We start from the raw sequence: 18,731 nt of genomic DNA, 5'->3' as shown, positions 1-18,731 counted from the left end.
AGCAGCTAATCGGGCAAAGATCAAAACGTTGTCAGCGCAAGAGCTTCTGAAAATAGAGCCGCGTATGTCCCGGTGGATAGTCTGCCAGGCGTCCGAATTCGCTATAGCCCAGTTTTTGATAAAAGCCTGGTGCCTGAAAGCTGAAGGTCTCCAGCCAGATGCCAGTGCAGTTCTTTTTCTTGGCGATATCTTCGGCCATGCGCATTAGCCGTTCTCCGATACCTTGGCCACGCATCGACTCGGGAACGCTGACAAGATCAATGAGCAGCCATTGATAGGAGACCTTGCCGTACAGCCCGCCTATAACTTCGTTACTGTCAGGGTCGCGTAGCAACAGGGCAAATGTCTCATGGGCGTCGTCCCCACCGTTGGAAAGGTTATGGGCCAGTAATGGACTCAAAATTCCTAGACGCTCTGCATCAGTCGCATTTTCCGAAAGCTGGATTTCCACAGACATGGCGCTCTCCCTGAGCTACGAGTAAATGGGTCAATAAGGTAGCCCATTTCTGTCACCCCATGGTGAATCAGTAAATGCATCAATCGTGTGTTCTTGATGGAGTGGACGGCTGCTTCTGGCCCAGAGTGTGTAAAAACGCTCATGACCTCATTGCTTTCGATCATCGACGTTCGTTGACTGAGCGATTGCGTAGTCAATGCCGCGGATCGCATCAGTCGCGACCTGGAACACGTCAACGCCGTTTTTACAGCTTCTGGGATGGTCCAACATCAGCCTTTTTAGGCCGACAGTGCCGTCATCAAACCGTTAGCACCCATGATTTCATCACCCGTTTCATGTTGTAGGCGAGCACGTTCAAGCTCATCTCCGTACTCACCCCAGCCAGCTTTCGCGCCAGGAAGTGCGTCGCACCCATCCATTGTTTGAGCGTCCCGAAGGGATGCTCAACCGTCCGTTTTCGGACTCGCATCATCTCTGGTGCTTTGCTCAGCCGAAGCTGCATCTCCTCCAATACGTCTTCATGCTCCCAGCGTCCAACTCGTCGTTCCGTGCTCGGGGTGCATTGCGACTTCAACACGCAACCCTGGCATTTCGAACTCCAGTAACGATGCAACTTCAGGCCTTTTTCAACGTAGGAATAGTGCCAGATCAGCGCCTCTCCAGCCGGGCAAATGTATTCGTTTTTTTGCCGCGTCATAGACGAAGGCATCGTTATTGAAACGCCCGTCAGCCTTGGCTCCAGAGGTCATCGGCTTGGGCACATAGGCGGTGATGCCTGCATCGTGACAGGCCCGGATTTGTTCGCTTTTGAAGTAACCTCGGTCTGCCACCACCGACAACGTATCTGACGCTATGGCCTCGCGGGCCTGTTTGGCCATTGAACTGAGTTGATCGCGGTCGGAACCGACGTTGGTCACCTCATGTGCAACGATCAAATGGTGCTGCGTATCGACCGCTGTCTGCACGTTGTAGCCGACGATTCCTGTGCCGCGCGTCATCATGGAACGGGCGTCTGGATCGGTCAGTGAGACCTGTTTATCCGGCGATTCATTGAGCTGGATTTCGATCGCTTGAAGCTCCTTCATTTGAGTTTTGAGCTTGGCGATTTTATCTTCCAGCCGCACGGCACTTGGCTCGGAAGCTGTGGGTTCTTGCCGATCGGCAGCATCGAGTACCGTCAGGTAACGGTTGATGCTCGATTCAATTTCTTCCATTCGCCGCTTCAGTTTGGCGCTGGTGAAATTGCGGTCGCGGTTGTTGACTGCTTTGAATTTGCTGCCATCGATGGCGACCAGATGTTCTCCGAACAGTCCCAATTGCTGACACAGCACGACGAACTGGCGACAGACGCCTCGGATGGCCTTGCTGTTGTCTTTTCGGAAGTTGGCGATGGTCTTGAAGTCCGGCATCATACGCCCGGTCAACCACATCAGCTCGACGTTGCGTTGGGCTTCTCGCTCCAAACGTCGGCTCGACTGGATGCGGTTGAGATAGCCGTAGATGTAGATCTTCAGCAAGAATGCGGGGTGGTAAGCAGGCCGGCCAGTATCGGCTGGAATGGCACCTTCAAAACCCAGATTGACCAGGTCGAGTTCGTCGACGAAGACGTCGACTACGCGCACCGGATTGGTATCGCTGACGTAGTCGTCGAGGCTCTCGGGAAGTAAGGTGCCTTGGCCTCGATGTTCACCTTGGATAAAGCGCTTCATGGGCGATCCCTGCGATGAAATCCTCAGAAATCATAGCAAGTGTTCGCGAAGGCGTTTTTACACACTCTGGGCCGTTTTCTGCCCGTCGCGAAGGGCGGCCATCGCCCCATAGCTCGGCTACGACGAGCAGCATAGGGCAGAGGTGAAACCCCACGTCTGCTCAGAGTTACTCGTTTGAATTTTATTTTGACTCTCAGCATGCCGTCGTAGCCGCGACTGCATTGTCAAACGCTTGCCGGTTATCTGCCGAGACAATGCAGATCGTTCCCGCGTTTGCTTGATAGTCCCTACCCACAATCGCCAAGACCACCGCTCCACGATCAGAAACCTACCGCTCGGTGAAGTGATGGTTGCGGTGCTAAATGTTACGGAGGATCTGTTGCTGATCTCTGCGGAGACGATACTCGCGACTCCGTGGATTGTTCGCGTATTCACCGTGGCTGTCGCTTAGGGAGCTCATCGCTGGAGCGGTTGGATTCCACTGCAATGGCCGTCTTTACGTTGGCCAACCGCCTTTAGGAGCGAGCTTTTTGGCGATGGCGTTGAGCCGGTCAATTTAAATATTGCATGGCAAACGCATCATCGGTAGCACTGCTCCTATAAGGGCTGTATGGGCATCAACCGCGGTGACGGCCGCGGAAGTAGTTGATCAGGCCTTGGGTCGAGGCATCGTCCGCCGGGGTTTCTTCGCTGCCGACCAGGCGGTTGTAGACGCCTTTGCCCAGCTCTTTGCCCAGCTCCACACCCCACTGGTCGAAGGCATTGATGCCCCATATCACGCTTTGCACGAAGACTTTGTGCTCGTACATCGCCACCAGTGCGCCGAGGCGACGCGGGCTGATGCGCTCGACCACCAGGGTGTTGCTCGGACGGTTGCCCGGGATCACCTTGTGCGGCGCGAGTTTCTGTACATCGTCTTCGCTCATGCCTTTGTCGCGCAGTTCGGCTTCGGCCTCGGGCAGGGTCTTGCCGAGCATCAGCGCCTGGCTCTGCGACAGGCAGTTGGCGTACAGCCACTGGTGGTGGTCGGACACCGGGTTGAAGCTGACGATCGGCACGATGAAGTCGGCCGGGATCAGTTGGGTGCCCTGGTGCAGCAACTGGTGGTAGGCGTGCTGACCGTTGCAGCCGACGCCGCCCCAAATCACCGGCCCGGTGTCGGTGGACACTGGCTTGCCGTCCTGGCGCACGCTCTTGCCGTTGGATTCCATGTCCAGCTGTTGCAGGTGCTTGGTGATGTTACGCAGGTAGTGATCGTACGGCAGGATCGCGTGGCTTTGCGCGCCCCAGAAGTTGCCGTACCACACGCCGAGCAAGGCCAGCAGCACCGGCATGTTCTGTTCGAACGGCGCGCTCTGGAAGTGCTGGTCCATGGTGTAGGCACCGGACAGCAATTCCTTGAAGTTCGACATGCCGATGGCCAGGGCAATCGGCAAACCGATGGCCGACCACAGCGAGTAGCGCCCGCCGACCCAGTCCCACATCGGGAAGATGTTTTCTTCGCGGATGCCGAACGCCACAGCGGCGGCGTTGTTGCTCGATACCGCGATGAAGTGGCGATACAGCTCGGCTTCCGAACCACCCTGGGCCAGATACCAGGCACGGGCGGCTTGGGCGTTCTTCAGGGTTTCGAGGGTGTTGAAGGATTTCGACGAGACGATGAACAGCGTGGTCTCGGCGCGCAGCTTCATGGCCAGTTCGTGGAATTCGCTGCCGTCGATGTTCGCCAGGTAATGGCAACGCACGCCTTTCTGGGCGTAAGACAGCAAGGCTTCGGACACCAGCTCAGGGCCGAGGAAGGAGCCGCCGATGCCGATGTTCACCACGTCGGTGATCGGCTTCTCGGTGTAGCCGCGCCACAGACCGTCGTGGATACGGCCGACGAGGTCGGTGATCTGGTTCAGCACCTTGTGCACTTCGGGCATCACGTTGACGCCGTTGAACGACAGCTTGTCGCCGACCGGGCGGCGCAGGGCCGTGTGCAGGGCCGGACGACCTTCGGAAGAGTTGACGATTTCGCCATCGAACAGCGATTTGATCGCGCCCTTGAGGTCGACTTCGTTGGCCAGGCCCACCAGCAGATTGCGGGTCTCGGCGTTGATCAGGTTTTTCGAATAGTCGAGAAACAGGCCGCAGCTGCTGAGGGTGAATTGAGTAAAACGCTGCGGATCGGCATTGAAGGCTTCGCGCATGCTGAAATCCTGCATGGCTTGGCGGTGGTCATTCAACGCTTGCCAGGCAGGCAGAGTGGTCACGTCGTGAGGAGTGCGGTAGTACGCCATCGCTGCGGGTTTCCTTATGCAAATGTCGCGAGGTATCGCCAATACGCCCGGCCGCGATTTTCACGTCGCGGCTGGGCAGGGCCGCTCTTCAGCGGGCGCACATTGCGGCGGCAATTTTCTCCGCCACCATGATGATCGGTGCATTGATATTGGCCGTTGGCACGCGTGGAAGGATGGAGCCATCGACCACTCGCAGGCGACTCACGCCATGCACGCAGCCCTGGCTGTCGGTGACAGCCATGTCGTCCACACCCATGCGGCACGTACTGGTAGGATGGTGCTCGGTGTTGGCCACCTGGCGTAACCACGCGGCCAGTTCGCTGTCCGTCGCGTTGAGCCCGGGCGTGTCCACCGATTCGCCGCGATAACGCGACCAGGCCGGCTGTTCGACCATTTGCAGGGTTTTGCGAATGCCGTCGACCATCTGCGTAACGTCCCGCTGATCGGTCAGGTAGTTGAAGCGAATCACCGGCTTGTGGCGTGGATCCGCCGACCGCAGCGTGATATTGCCGCGACTGTGCGGGCGCATCTGGCTGACGAAGTACTGGAAGCCGTCGGCGATGTGCACCTTGCCGGACTGGAAGTCCGCCAGGAAGGGCAGGAACTCATGCTGCATATTGAAGTAGTCGACATGGTCGCTGCTCTTGAAGAATGAGCCCACTTCGAAGAACGGCGTTGCCCCCAGGCCTGTCTTGAACAACGACCATTGCACCCCAAGCTTCAATCGACCGAAGGTATTCAACTCTTTGCAAATGGATACGCCCGAGGGTGACTTGAAGCGCAACGGCGCGACCACATGATCCTGCAAGTCGGAACCGACACCGGGCAAGTGCACGCGGGATATCACGCCATGGGCGGCCAGATCGTCGCGGTTGCCGATACCCGACAGCATCAGTAGATGAGGCGATCCGATGGTGCCGGCGCAAAGCACGACTTCCCGGGCAGCGTGGATGATTTTCTGCTCGCCCTTGTGCTGCACTGTGACACCGCTGGCGACACTGCCTTCCAGGTTCACCCGCTTGACTAGGCAGTTGGTCAGAACGGTCAGGTTCGGCCGACGGATCGCCGGTTTCAGATAGCCCAGGCTGGTACTGCAACGCACGCCATCGCGGATGGTGGTTTGGGTGACGTGCACGCCTTCCTGATTGCCGCTGTTGTAGTCGCCGGCGTCGTCCAGACCGAATTGCTGGCCGGCGTCCAGAAACGATTGATACAGCGGGTGGTCAGCCTTGCTGCGCACCACGGTGATCGGGCCATCCGCACCGCGCGCAGGGTCTGCGCCATTTTCGAAGCTTTCCATCTTGCGGAAGAAAGGCAGGCAATCGGCAAAGTCCCAACCGTAGACACCCAGCGTGCGCCAGTTGTCATAGTCCTTTTCGCTGCCCCGGACATAGACCATGCCATTGATCGATGAACTGCCGCCCAGGCAGCGGCCGCGGGCTTGGCCGATCACCCGGTCATGCAGTTCGGGCTCGGGTTCGCTCTCAAATTTCCAGTTGAATACATCGCTTTCAATGGGAAAGGTCAGGGCGGCGGGCATCTTGATAAAAATGCTTTTATCGCTGGGCCCGGCCTCGATCAAGCAGACCGTGACGCTGGAGTCTTCGGTCAGGCGGTTGGCCAGGACACAGCCTGCCGATCCTGCACCGACGATGACGTAATCGAATTCGTTAAGCTTATTGACCATCTTGAGTAACTCGGTAAGACATATTTGGCTGAAACAGCCCCGTGAAGCCGGGGCTGCCTTGAATCAAGGCGTCAGACTTTGCGTGCCCCAGAAAGTGAGCTCGCTGCGGGTGACGTTTGTTGCGACGGAGCGTCCGCGCGGCTGTCGCTCTCTGCCACGTACCTGGACAGCGTCTTCCAGGTGTTGCTGCCGCTGCGCTTGAGGTGAATCAGGCGCCACAAGCCGAGAACCATCAGCACGATGAAAGCGATCGGTGCATAACCCACCGGTGGCTCCGGTAGCGGCACGAGTGAGTAGTAAAGAACGGTAAACAGCGCGATGGTTGAGATGATTGGAAAGATGATATGCACGATGACATTCAAGTCCTTGCGCATGACGGTCGTGAAGAAACGAGCGACCCCGATGTTGCCCATGAAGTAGACGAACACGTAAATGATGGTGGCCAGTGTCGCCAGCATGAAGAAGGCCTGGTCGGGTTGCATGAAACTGCCGCCCACCAGCCCGACAATCAACGCCAGAATCGTTTGGGCCAGGATTGCCGTGTGCGGAGTGCGGTGCACGGGGTGAATTTTTTTCAACCAACCAGGAATCGCTTCCGCGCGGGCCATGGCGTACCAGTTGCGCGTCGAGTCCACCGTGCAGGCGATGCACACCGCGATGCCGGAGTTAAGCAGCGCCAGCAGAATCAGAATCCAGCCGTTGCCCCAAAGCCGGTGAGCGACAGCAAACGCCGGACTGTCCTTGGAGTCGGCCAGCGTATCAAGGTGCTCAATGCCCCAGCCGGTCTGAATGCCCCAGGCACAGAACACGTAATAGATACCCAACAGAATCAGCGAGCCTATGATTGCTTGCGGGATGACCTTGCGTGGGTTGCGTGCTTCTTCAGCCACTGCCGCTGCACCTTCCCAGCCGGTGAAGGCAAAAATAGACAACACCACCGCGAGGAAAAAACCATGGGCACTGGTGCTGTTGGCCGGATTGAAACCTGCCAGCGACACGCCGCCGTCACCTGGAGATATCAACCCGCCCACTGCCAATCCCGCAACGATCAACATTTCTACCACCGACAGCACGGTTAGCATCTTTCCGGAGGTCTTGATGCCTTTGTAGGCGATGTAGCCTACCACCAGCAGGATCGCACCCGCGATGTACTGCCACGGTATGTCTATCCCATAGTTTTTGCTGATTTCAGTTTGCAAAACGTACCCGGTAAAGGCTGCGAGGCCACCGGGAATCAGCGCGACAATCCAGGAATAGAGCCAGCCGACCATGAAGCCGGCGCTCGGACCGACCGTCGCGCTGACGTAGGTATAGAAACCACCTGCGGAGGGAAAGTGCTTGCCCAATTGCGCCAGGGACACGGCGACGATCAAACCGATGATAAAGGCCGCGATATACGCCGAAGGCGCACCGAGCCCTGCTTGCTGGGTATTGAATGCAATAGTGGTGAGCACGCCGACAGCGGGGGCGATCTGGGCAATACTTTGCATCAGCACGGTGACCAGGCCAACAGAGTTACTTTGCAAGCCGGTGGCCGGCGCCGAGTGGGGGTGATCGTCGTTCATCGATATCTCCTCATCTTATTGTGGTACGAGGAGCGGTAGTGCGCACCGGGCCTCTGAGGTTGCGAGTATTGATGCGCGAAAACGTGCAGTCAATACCCTTTATCGTGTATTTGCTCGGCGGTATCAGGTGTATAGATCGGATTTATGGCGGTATATGTGCATTGACTGCACGAAAGCGTGCATATAGCATTGAAAAACACGCACATCGATCCTGGAGTTTCCTGATGCCTTTTTCTGCCAGTCCTTATGAACTCGATATTAACGATCAGATTGCCGCGCTGGATGACCAGCTGGCTTATGAGCTGCCGGCAGCCTTGGCTGAGCTGGACCTGACGGCCTATGACCGCATCATTCTCACCGGCATGGGGTCTTCCGATTACACCGCGCTGCCGATCGAGCGCGACCTGGCTGCCCGTGGCTATCCGGTGTGGCGCATCGATGCGGGACGCTTGCTGGATTTCCCGCAACTGATCACCTCCAGCACCTTGCTGTGGGCGACTTCGCAGTCAGGCATGAGCGGGGAAATCGTCTCCCTGCTGGGGCAATTGACCGGGACGAAACGGCCCAAAACGATAATTGGGGTCACCAACGCAGAAAACAGCACGCTGGCGCAGGCTTGCGATATTTTGGTGGCGCTCAAGTCCGGAGACGAGGCGACGGTCAGCTCCAAAAGCTACATCAACACCCTGGTCGCGCAATACCGCATCGCTCTGGCGCTGCGGGGCGAAAGTGAAGCACCGCTACTGGCGACACTGAATGGTTTCCGGCAGCACATGGCGAGCCTGATCAACAACCGCCAGCATGTTCAACAGTTGACCGACCACGCTTTCGATAACGCCGAGCCACGCCTGGCATTGGTAGGTATAGGCGCAGACGGTGCCACGGCGATGACGGGGTCATTGATACTCAAGGAAGCCTGCAAGGTCATGGCCGAAGGGTATTTGGGTGGAGAGTTTCGCCACGGCCCGCTGGAAACCTCAGGCCCGGGAATGATTGCCGTGTTGATCGGCGACGGCACTGACAGCACGCTTGATACCCTCGCCCAAGATTTGCTCGCCAACGGCACGACGGTGGTGACCATCGGGCCAAAGGCTTACGCTCAGAGCCAACTGTTGCCCACTGCCGGGCATTATGAATTAACCCGCCTGATCGCCGGGATTCTGTATGTTCAGCACTTTACAGTGACCTTTGCGCGAGCCCGGGGCCTGGTGCCGGGCGAATTCCTCTATGGCAATAAAATCACGGTGAAACTATGAGTGGGGCAGCTGAGGGTGGCGTTCGGGCCGGTGTCGACATCGGCGGCACCGGTATTCGCGTGGTCATCCTCGAGGATCGTCGTGAAATCGGCGCTGTCACGCTGCCCACATCGTCCTTCGAACGCTTCGAGCGCCACCAGCGCTCGTTGGCGTTGGCTCGCCACGTCCGCGCACTTGTGCCGAATGACAAGACACTGATGTCGTTGGGCATTGGTGCCAGCGGGCCGGTGGATACCGCGGCTGGAGTCATTGAAAATCCCAGCACGCTCCCGACCTTTTCCGCATTTCCGCTGGTGGCAGAATTGTCGGCGCATCTGCAGGTGCCGGTGCGTATCGATAATGATGCGGTAACGGCGGCCTTGGGCGAGTTTCATCTGGGGGCCGGTATTGGCAGTCGCAGAATGCTCGCCGTGACGCTTGGAACCGGTGTCGGCGTCGCCTTGCTGATCGGTGGTCAGCCGTTGCGAACGGCAATCGGCGCGCACCCTGAAGGCGGGCATATTCCCGTCAGCAACTCAGACACGCCTTGCTACTGTGGTGTGTTCGGTTGCTGGGAAACCCTGGCTTCACGTACCTGGTTGCAGGTCGAACTGGCAAGGTTGGTGCCCGGGATCGCCTATGAGCAACATGACCTGGGATTCTATAGAGACCTATGTCAGGACGATTCCCGGATCGCCCGGTTGTTTCAGCAGTACGGGCATCAGGTCGGCCGGGGCCTGGGTGCGTTGATGTCCCTCTACGGGCCTGATCTGACGGTGTTGAGCGGCAGTGCGGCGCAGCTTTTTCCGCTATACGAAGACGCGGTCCAGGCTTCGTTGGTACGTTCAAAAGGCTTCGAGCTAAGCACGCGCATTGTGAAATCCGCGTTGGGTGACGGGGCAGGGGCCATGGGCGCTGCGCTTCTGTTTTGACGGTCGGCTCCTTTGCGTTGAAGGGGTTAAATGGCTACTCTTTGCACGCAATCGTGCAATCCCTTTCAGTAAACGAGCAGAAAATGACAGCGTCCGAACGGCGACTCCAGATCGTGGAACTCATAAAAGAACGTGGCTACGTCAATGCCGCAGAGTTATCCGAAATGTTCTCGGTCGACAGTTCCACCATCCGCCGGGACCTGTCATTCTTGGAGAACAGCGGCAAACTGATCCGTACCCACGGCGGCGTTCTCCCTTCCCAGGACGCCCATCAGGGTGATACGCCGTACAACGTACGGCGCAACATGCATGAAGAAGGTAAAGCCGCTATTGCCCTGGCCGCGCTGGACTATATCGAGGATGGTCAATCTATCATTCTCGACAATGGCTCAACGGTGTTTCAGTTAGCGCTGGCCTTGAAGGCGCGCAAGAACATTACGGTCATTACTAACGACCTGATGATCGCGATGCAACTGTCCCAGCACCCCAGCATTACACTGCATGTCGCGGGTGGCATGATGCTCAACAACGTCTTTACGTTGGTGGGGCCCGACACCGTTCAAAAATTCGAGAACATCCACACCGATTGGGCTTTCCTGGGGGCCGAAGGCGTGCACCCCGAAAGTGGTATCACTAATATCAACACGGTCGAAATTCCGATCAAGCAAGCGATGATTGCCTCAGCAAATCAGACCATCGTCTTGGCCGACAGCTCGAAGCTCGGATACAAAGCTTTTTCACATGTTTGCAGCCTCGACGCCATCACTAAAGTCATTACGGATGATCAGCACATCATCAAGCATCGGCAGACTTATGCCGACAAGCTTGAGGTCGTGTCCGTCCGCTAGGTCACGGGTAGAATGACCTCCTAGCAGATTATCTAAACCTGACGCAGAAAATGCGTTAGGTTGCGCCGCATTTCCTGCGAGTGCGAATTCACTTCCGAACCCTGTCCCCTACACTTGGAATCAACGGTAGGGGCTTTATATCAACGCTCAAAAAACATCCTGGCCTTGCCAAACATTCGACGCTGGCGATGTACATCGACATTGCAATGACTGTCGGTATCCATATGCTGGAGAGCTAACGCGTCAAACTGGAAGCCGATTTGCAGGCTGGTTATTCCGAGCCTGAGCAGGAAAAATTACTGAAGGATACCTCTGCCACAGGGACCGGATACTTCGAGGAATCGAGCTTTGGGGCACAACTCGGATGTGATTTGACACCAAGCACTATTGCGCAATGCTCTGAATCGCCGCTGATTTCGTAGGCAATCTGAATGACCGTATATGGACTCCTCCTCATTGCAAGCCCCCTTCGCTTTGGCGCCCGTGCCGACTGCACACGTATATTCGGCCTCTGATTTCAGCATCGATTCGATGCAGGGCCATGATGGGCTATTCGCGCGTCGGCTCCCAATTGCTTCTACGTGCTTTACGCACCTGGTCATTAGAGGGTTTTGCCAACGCCGGTTCGACCGGTTTGCCATTGTTCGGGTTGCTTCGCAATCGTGGTGTAGAGGTGCTTCTCCTTGGATAAATGGGTCAGGCCGCTGCCCGATCCGGTTGGTAATCAGTGCCGTTGCGTAGCATCGCCCAAGCCATGCGTGCAGTTTTGTTGGCGAGCGCAATAGCCGCCACATTGGGATGTGAGCGCTCGGCTAAACGAACGGCCCATTGGCTGAGCCGGTCGTCTTTGAATTTGGCCGTGCGTAGTGCCGATCGTGCACCGTGGATCATCAGCGTTCGCAGATAAGCATCGCCACGTTTGCTGATGCCCAGCAGTCGATCTTTACCGCCGGAGCTGTGTTGCCTCGGCGTCAGGCCTAGCGAGGCGGCTAACTGCCGGCCATTGGCAAACTGTCGAGCATCACCAATGGCAGCAACGAGTGCGGTGGCTATCATCGGGCCGACCCCGCGTAGCTGCTGCAAGCGGACGGCCGTTGGTTCACTTGCCGCGATTGCCGAGATCTCGCTGTCGAGTTCGCCCACGCGTTCATCCAGTGTGCGAAGGTCGCCCCACAAGCCATCCAGTAAATGACGAAAGCGTACGGTCAAACCGTTATCCGCCTCTTCCAACCAGCACGGTATGGCACGACGTAGCATCAGTAACTCTTTCGGAGCGACGAGGCCGTACTCGGCAACCAGCCCACGGATCTGATTGGCTTTGGCCGTCCGCTGTTCGATCAAGCCGGCTCGGATGCGATGCGTCGCCTGGATATCCTGTTGCTCAATCGTCTTGATGGCGACGAAGCGCATGCTGGGGCGGCTCATGGCTTCACAGATTGCTTCGGCATCGTTGGCGTCGTTCTTGTTGCTCTTGACGTACGGTTTGACGAACTGAGGCGCGATCAGCCTCACCCGAAATCCGCGTGCCTGTAGTTGTCGCGCCCAATGATGGGCTCCACCGCAACTCTCCATACCGATTTCACAGCCGGGTTCGATTTTCTCCAGCACCGTTTGCAGCCAGCGATCGCGCGGCAGGCACTGCCGCCAGATTGGTTGTTCATGACAATCCACTCCGTGGATCTGAAACACGTTCTTGGCCAGGTCGACCCCAATGCGCATAAGCTTCATGTGTGGACTCCTTCTCACGGTTGACTGTGGTTTGCACCTTCAGTCTGGCACTCAAGATGCCGAAGTGAGGAGGAGTCCATCCCATTGCTTCTGGCCGATTTCAGCAGATCATCGCAGACAGAAAACGGCCAGGAGCGGCCCATCGCTTGAGGCAGAAAACGACAAAAAAAGCAGACCACTGAATCGATACCACTATTTGATGCTTGGCCTGAATCGGGTGGTTCAGGGCAAACGCTTTCGATCTGAGGGAAATCTTGGGGGACCTCTCCGTATATTCCACGAATGGTGTGCTAGACATAAAACAGCTCTTTCTGGAATTTGCGATTGAAGTGTTCCTCCAGTGTCTCGAAATTCCCATCCCACTCAGTTGTCCAGTACAACCCAAGCAAACCCTCGAAGCGCTCGACCATCCGCTTCTTGCCCAACTTTCCAGCAAGTGCTAGCGCCTCATCGCCGTGGGACGCCGGACTGTTTCTGCGCGCTGCGCCACACCGCCGGGGGCATGCCGAACTGGTTGATGAACCAGCGGGTAAAGGAACTCGCCATGGTGAAGCCGAACATGTCGGCAATGTGGCTCAGCGAGTGGTTCGGGTTTTCCAGGTAACGCAGTACCAGGGCGCGGCGCACATCGTTGATCAGGTCGCTGAAGGCACAGCCGTGGTCCTTGAGGCGACGTTGCAGGGTGCGCACGTTCATCCCCTGGGTCTGGGCGATCTGCTCCAGGGTGGCGCGGCCCATGGGCAACAGCAAGTAGATGGCCTTGCGCACTTCGAACAGCGTCGAGGTGCTCTCGGGGCTTTGCAGCGAGTCAAGGTAGCTCCGGGCATGACGGGCCATGGTCGGGTCGGCATTGAGGTTGATCATGTCGAGGCAGGCGGCGGGGCAAACGATGCCATTGAACTCGCTGCCGAATTCCAGGTTGCAGCCGAACACGCGCCGATGCAGGTACAGGTTGTCCGGTGGCTGGTGCATGAAGTTGACGCTGTAAGGGCGCCAGTGCGAGCCGAGCAGGGCCGAGCACAGACCGAACGTCACACCGATGGCCAGCTCCGTGGCCTGGCGACTGGGCATTGGCGACTCGGTGACCATCTCTTCACGAATGATCACCATCTTGCCGCACTCTTCAACGAAGATGGCCAGCGAATCGTTCATCAGATGACGGTAGCGCACCATGACCTGCAAGGCATCGCGCAGGGTACGTTGATGACTGAGCAGCAGGCTGACCACGCCGAAGTCCGAAAACTGGCGCGACTCGGCCATGCTCAGGCCGAAGGTCTGGCAACCGCTGACGATGGCCGAATCTTCCAGCAGACGCACGGCGGCATCGATGGGGATGCGGGATTCGGGGTCTTGCAGCTGAGCCTTGTTCAGGCCGGCGACTGCCAGGATGTCGTGCGGGTCGAATCCCAGGTCCTGGGTAACTTCCAGGTATTTGGTCAAAACTGCGGCGCGAACAAGCGTGGGCATGCGTAGGACTTCCCTCGGCCGATGGTGACGTTTCATTGAAGATGTGTTGCGCGATCAGGCGCTGTTCTGATGACGTTTGCGTGGCTCCCGGGGCGATCCCGGTGGAGGACTGCAAGTAGCGCGATCAGATTCAGGATCGTATTTTTCGCATCACCATCGAATTGGTTGGCGGACCCGGATCCACAAACCGCTGGAGCCATCAAGGGTCCAGGATCCCGGGCGGTTTACGTGTATCCGGTAGATGCTGTGGCCCCCATCAACGAAGCAGGGGCCACTGACCCATAGTAGGTAGCGCGAGAGCGATGCAATGAGCCTTATGGGACAGAATCTTCGCGTATTGGGACGCTGGCGGAGGGGTGGCGAAGTCAGAAACGTGGGGGCGTGCGAGGTTCAGGCAACGTGGCTGACCAGCAGGCTTGAGTCGCCTTTTATGCAGGCGATATAGGCCCGGGTGCCGTCTTGCTCGCTCGGTAGGAGACGGCCCAAGCCGAGGGCGTCTTGCCAAAACGGCTACGGAACCAGCGTGAAAAGTCACCGGCAGAGGAAAAGCCGAGGAGTTCGGCGACCTCATACAATCGGCGCTTGCTGTTGGCCAGATACTCTTCGGCGAGTTCGGCGCGTACAGCATTGATGATCGTCGTGACACTCTCTCCCTCGTCCGCCAGGTGTCGGTTGAGGGTGCGTCGGTGCATCCCGAGATGCTGGGCCACGGCATCGACAGAGCACAGTCCGCTTGGCAGCAGCATCCTGACGATCTGGCGTACCCGCTGCGCCGGTTCGTCGCGCAGATTGGCCAACTGCATGTCCAGCGATCGCTTCACCTCCCGATGCAACGCGGGGTCGGCCGTGGGAATGGGCATGTCCAGATCGCGCCTGCGGCAAACGATGGCATTGAATTCCCGGGAAAACTCGATAGTTGTACCCAACACACGGTGGTGCACTTCAAGGCTGGAAGGTCGCTCGTGAGTGAAACTGACCCTTACCGGCCGGAAGGCATGGCCGCTCAGAACGCTCAACGTCCGAAGCATGATGCCGGTTGCCGTTTCAATCGCCTGACGCCAGACGCCATGATGGCCCCGCATGTTCACACCCACATGCAGCAGGGTCAGGTCGCCTGCATCCTCGAGCCACAATTGCACACCGGCGTTATGCAAGCGCGTATAGCGAAAGCAGGATTGCAAGGCTGCGCGAAGTGTTGGCTCTTCGCGCAGGAGTAGCGCGAGCATGCCAAAGTTGGAAAGCTGCCGGGTTTGCGCAAGCAGCAGTCCGAAGGACTCCTGGCCGGACAGGCGGGCTGACTCCTCCAGCAGCCAACCTACCGAATCGCTGCTGACCATGATGTTCGGATCGTCGAGGACACTGGCCGGTAGCCTGGCCATGCGCAACATACGAAATGGATCGAGCCCCACTGAACGGGCCACCTGCTCAAAGTCGGTAAGGCTGGCGCTTCGCGTCAAGGTATACATGCCTGGCCTCGTGTCCCGGTTTCACCAGATTATGTCCTGAGAAGCTTAGTGCAGTACTCAGGCGGCCTGCATCATGCTGCGCAATTGGAGAATCGCCTGCGCAATCGGGGAGGTTGGCAGGCAGTGCAATCGCTAGTTTAGGCCCATCCAACAACAAGACCTCGCTGAAGGAAGGCTTATGCAAAACAGGCTTGCCATCTCCCACTGTGTGCCCTGCGCGTTCGAGTCGACTAAGGGAAACCTTTAGCCGGGTTGAAGTTTTCCCCCCAACGGATGCTGTTCATCTCGATATCGGCGCGGCGCCTGCTGGCTTACCTTGGGTAGACAAGAGGCGTGTCGTCGTGGCGGACTGTTCCATTGAGCCCGCCTGGCGTTTTACCCCATAACAACAATAGGCCTGACAATGCTCGAACCCATCGTCCTTTATATCCCTGATGCAATCCGCCTTCCTGCGCAAGAAGGCTCGGTGTTCGGCTGCCGGCATTTTTAGTTTTTAGTTCGAATCTGCTCCTATAAATACAGTGCCCAGCACATACAGATGTGGAGAAGTTAGATGTTTCAGGTAAAACAATCTTGCCGTGGGCTCGGTATTGCCGGCGTATTGGGAATTATCTGTTCGCCATTGGCAGCCTATGCCGATGTTGTTGATGACAGTCACTTGAAAGTGGATACACGCAACTTCTACTTGCATCGTAACTACACCAATACCAATGCGCCGGTTTCTGAAGTGCATAGTTGGTCTCAGGGTTTCGATGCGCAGTTTACTTCCGGTTATACCGACACGGCCCTGGCGATCGGCCTTGATGTGGATGCGCAGTACGCTGTGCGCCTGGATTCGTCGGGCAACGACGGTTCGCTGCCCTACAGCGTCCGTGACCAGCAGACGGCCGATGACTACAGTCGTGCTGGCGCAACCTTCAAGATGCGCTACAGCAAAACCGAGTTGAAGGTCGGTGACCTTCGCCCTCAATTGCCGGTGGCGTACGATGACGCCAGCCGGCAACTGGATACGATCTATCAAGGGGCGGTGGTCGAGTCCAAGGAAGTCGATGGGTTGACGATGACCGGTGGCCGGTTCTGGTCTGCCGTGACACGGGAATCTTCCAATCACGAGAAGCTGTACAAGTTTGGTTCCACCGATAATCTCGACAGTGACGGCCTGGACTTCGGTGGCGCAACTTACGACATTACCAAGAACTTGCAAGCCAGTTATTTCTATGGTGTGTTGCACGATATTTATCAGCAACACTATTTTGGCCTGATGCATATGGCTGACTTGGGTAGTGGATACAAACTCAAGACCGACTTGCGCTACTTCAATAACAATGAAGATGGCAATGCCTTGAACGGTGAAATCGACAACCGTTCCTACGGCGGCTTGTTCTCCTTGCTCAAAGGCGCCCACATGTTTGGCCTCAGTTACCAGCGCATGCTCGGTGACAGCGTATTCCCGACCATGAACGGTTTTATCCCGCAACCTTACCTGGTGCACTGGTCGTCCCTGGGGTTTGTCCGCCCGGGTGAAAAGTCCTGGGGCGCGCGCTACAGCTATGACTTTGCCGGGATGGGCATGCCGGGGCTGAAGCTCTACACCCGCTACATCAAGGGTACCAACTGGAACCGTGGCAACAACCTGAGCGACAACCAGGAAAGCGAACGTTTTCTGGGACTCAGCTACGTGGTGCAGAGCGGGGCGCTGCAAGGCCTGGGGCTGGACCTGCGCAACATCGACGTGAAACAGAAGTACGGCTACGACTACAACGAATTCCGTGTCGCCACGACCTACACCTGGAAGTTCTGGTAAGCCCGGTCCATCCAGGGATTGACCCCATAACAATAAGAGGCCTGACCATGTTCGAACCCTTTGTCCTTTACATCTGCCCCGCAACTTCCCAGTCGGTGCGCTGTGCACCGTCACCCGGCGCGCTGCGCGCATGAGCGGATTCCAAGAGGAGCAAACACTAGTGAATATCCAGGTCGATAACGCGGTCCTGCAACGGCAGAAGAAGAAAACCTACATTTACGAGTGGTACGTGGTAGGCCTGTGCATGATCGCCTACATCTTTTCATTTGTGGATCGGCAGATCCTGGCGCTGATGATCGAGCCGATCAAAGCCGACCTGCAGATCAGCGACACTCAGTTCAGCTTGCTGCACGGGCTGGCCTTTTCGTTGTTCTACGCCTTCATGGGCATGCCCATCGCCTACCTGGCGGACCGCTTCTCCCGGCCGAAGATCATCGCCGTCGGCGTGGTGTTCTGGAGCCTGGCGACTGCAGCCTGCGGCATGAGCAAGAACTTCCTGCACATGTTCCTCGCCCGCATTGGCGTCGGCGTCGGCGAAGCGGCCCTGTCGCCCTCGGCCTACTCCATGTTCAGCGACATGTTCCCCAAGGAAAAGCTCGGCCGCGCAGTGGGCATCTACTCGATCGGTTCGTTCGTCGGTGGTGGCCTGGCCTTCCTGGTGGGCGGCTATGTGATCGCGATGCTCAAGGACATGAACACCATTGAGGTCGCCTTTCTCGGCGCGATGAAGGCCTGGCAGCTGGCGTTCTTCATTGTCGGTCTGCCCGGCATGCTGGTCGGCCTGTTGATCTGGCTCACCGTGCGCGACCCGGCGCGCAAAGGCCTGCAGGTCGATGCGCAGGGTCGGGCGAAGAAGGTCGCGATGAGCGATGGCTTGCGCTTCCTCGGCCGCCACCGTGCCACCTTCACCTGTCATTACCTGGGCTTTTCGTTCTACGCCATGGCCCTGTTCTGCTTGATGAGCTGGAGCCCGGCGCTGTACATCCGCAAGTTCGGCCTGTCGCCAATGGAGGCGGGCTACATGCTCGGCACCGTGCTGTTGGTGGCCAACACCGCCGGGGTGCTGTTCGGTGGATGGCTCACCGACTACCTGGCCAAGAAAGGTCATCAGGACGCTGCGATGCGCACTGGCGTCATCGGTGCCCTCGGCATGGCGGTGCCGGCCGTGCTGTTCTCTCAAGTCGATCAACTATGGCTGTCGGTGACGCTGTTGGTGCCAGCGATGTTCTTCGCTTCGTTCCCGATGCCGGCGTCCACGGCGGCGATGCAGATCCTCGCGCCGAACCAGGTACGTGCGCAGGTCTCGGCCGTGTTCCTGCTGATCAGCAATCTGCTGGGGTTGGGCCTGGGCACCACGCTGGTGGCGCTGTTGACCGACCGCTACTTCGGATCGCCCGCGGCGGTGGGGTCGTCGATGTCGCTGGTGATCTGTGGCGCGTCGGCGTTGACCGTACTTCTACTATGGCGTGGTTGCCGTCATTTCCGCGAAAGCTATGCCCGTGAACACCCGACCCGGGCTTGATTGGTCATAGTCCACGATCGGCGCCCCGG

General features: G+C 57.7%; 12 protein-coding genes and 1 pseudogene. 5 read left to right on the top strand and 8 right to left on the bottom strand.

The genetic code is table 11. From position 1 onward, the window contains the following. Positions 1-31: 31 nt before the first annotated feature. The 5 genes and pseudogenes from AABM52_RS17380 to AABM52_RS17360 all read right to left on the bottom strand — a co-directional run bounded on the left by AABM52_RS17380 (position 32) and on the right by AABM52_RS17360 (position 7,700). Positions 32-457, bottom strand: a complete 426-nt coding sequence (locus AABM52_RS17380; RefSeq protein ID WP_347907149.1) for a GNAT family N-acetyltransferase — start codon at positions 455-457, stop codon at positions 32-34. Positions 458-735: 278 nt separating this feature from the next. Beyond that, positions 736-2,166: pseudogene (locus AABM52_RS17375) on the bottom strand (IS1182 family transposase). A 617-nt stretch (positions 2,167-2,783) separates the two neighbouring features. After that, the gene (gene pgi, locus AABM52_RS17370; RefSeq protein WP_347907148.1) at positions 2,784-4,448 is read right to left on the bottom strand and encodes a glucose-6-phosphate isomerase; all 1,665 of its coding nucleotides are present in this window, start codon (positions 4,446-4,448) and stop codon (positions 2,784-2,786) included. An 88-nt stretch (positions 4,449-4,536) separates the two neighbouring features. Further along, positions 4,537-6,135 (bottom strand): choline dehydrogenase, encoded by a 1,599-nt coding sequence (locus tag AABM52_RS17365; RefSeq protein ID WP_347907147.1) that lies wholly within the window; start codon positions 6,133-6,135, stop codon positions 4,537-4,539. Between the two features lie 71 nt (positions 6,136-6,206). Continuing rightward, positions 6,207-7,700 carry an APC family permease gene (locus AABM52_RS17360; protein WP_347907146.1) on the bottom strand — a complete coding sequence of 498 codons (1,494 nt, stop codon included), beginning with the start codon at positions 7,698-7,700 and terminating at the stop codon, positions 6,207-6,209. A gap of 71 nt (positions 7,701-7,771) precedes the next feature. On the opposite strand from AABM52_RS17360, the gene AABM52_RS17355 reads away from it, so the two are divergent. The 3 genes from AABM52_RS17355 to AABM52_RS17345 all read left to right on the top strand — a co-directional run bounded on the left by AABM52_RS17355 (position 7,772) and on the right by AABM52_RS17345 (position 10,715). Next, entirely contained in the window at positions 7,772-8,956 is a 1,185-nt protein-coding gene (locus tag AABM52_RS17355; protein ID WP_347907145.1) for an SIS domain-containing protein, read from the top strand. Then, positions 8,953-9,867, top strand: coding sequence for an ROK family protein (locus tag AABM52_RS17350; protein ID WP_347907144.1), 915 nt, complete (start codon positions 8,953-8,955; stop codon positions 9,865-9,867). The genes AABM52_RS17355 and AABM52_RS17350 overlap by 4 nt, the downstream gene beginning before the upstream one ends. Before the next feature lie 83 nt (positions 9,868-9,950). Next, positions 9,951-10,715, top strand: a complete 765-nt coding sequence (locus AABM52_RS17345; RefSeq protein ID WP_347907142.1) for a DeoR/GlpR family DNA-binding transcription regulator — start codon at positions 9,951-9,953, stop codon at positions 10,713-10,715. A gap of 696 nt (positions 10,716-11,411) precedes the next feature. On the opposite strand, the gene AABM52_RS17340 is transcribed toward AABM52_RS17345, so the two are convergent. The 3 genes from AABM52_RS17340 to AABM52_RS17330 all read right to left on the bottom strand — a co-directional run bounded on the left by AABM52_RS17340 (position 11,412) and on the right by AABM52_RS17330 (position 15,376). Beyond that, positions 11,412-12,443 carry an IS110 family transposase gene (locus AABM52_RS17340; RefSeq protein ID WP_347907140.1) on the bottom strand — a complete coding sequence of 344 codons (1,032 nt, stop codon included), beginning with the start codon at positions 12,441-12,443 and terminating at the stop codon, positions 11,412-11,414. Positions 12,444-12,890: 447 nt separating this feature from the next. Further along, positions 12,891-13,910: an AraC family transcriptional regulator gene (locus AABM52_RS17335; RefSeq protein WP_347907139.1), complete on the bottom strand. Its 1,020-nt coding sequence runs from the start codon at positions 13,908-13,910 to the stop codon at positions 12,891-12,893. A gap of 428 nt (positions 13,911-14,338) precedes the next feature. After that, positions 14,339-15,376, bottom strand: coding sequence for an AraC family transcriptional regulator (locus AABM52_RS17330; protein ID WP_347907137.1), 1,038 nt, complete (start codon positions 15,374-15,376; stop codon positions 14,339-14,341). Positions 15,377-15,929: 553 nt separating this feature from the next. Here AABM52_RS17330 and AABM52_RS17325 point away from each other — a divergent pair. Together AABM52_RS17325 and AABM52_RS17320 are read left to right on the top strand one after the other, a co-directional pair. Continuing rightward, positions 15,930-17,180, top strand: a complete 1,251-nt coding sequence (locus AABM52_RS17325; protein ID WP_347907136.1) for an OprD family outer membrane porin — start codon at positions 15,930-15,932, stop codon at positions 17,178-17,180. Positions 17,181-17,340: 160 nt separating this feature from the next. Further along, positions 17,341-18,702, top strand: a complete 1,362-nt coding sequence (locus AABM52_RS17320) for an MFS transporter (protein ID WP_347907134.1) — start codon at positions 17,341-17,343, stop codon at positions 18,700-18,702. Positions 18,703-18,731: the final 29 nt, after the last annotated feature.

It is taken from the genome of Pseudomonas grandcourensis (assembly GCF_039909015.1).
Lineage (GTDB): Bacteria > Pseudomonadota > Gammaproteobacteria > Pseudomonadales > Pseudomonadaceae > Aquipseudomonas > Aquipseudomonas grandcourensis.
Note: the sequence above shows the minus strand (reverse complement) of the source record. Positions and strands in the feature narration are given on the sequence as shown.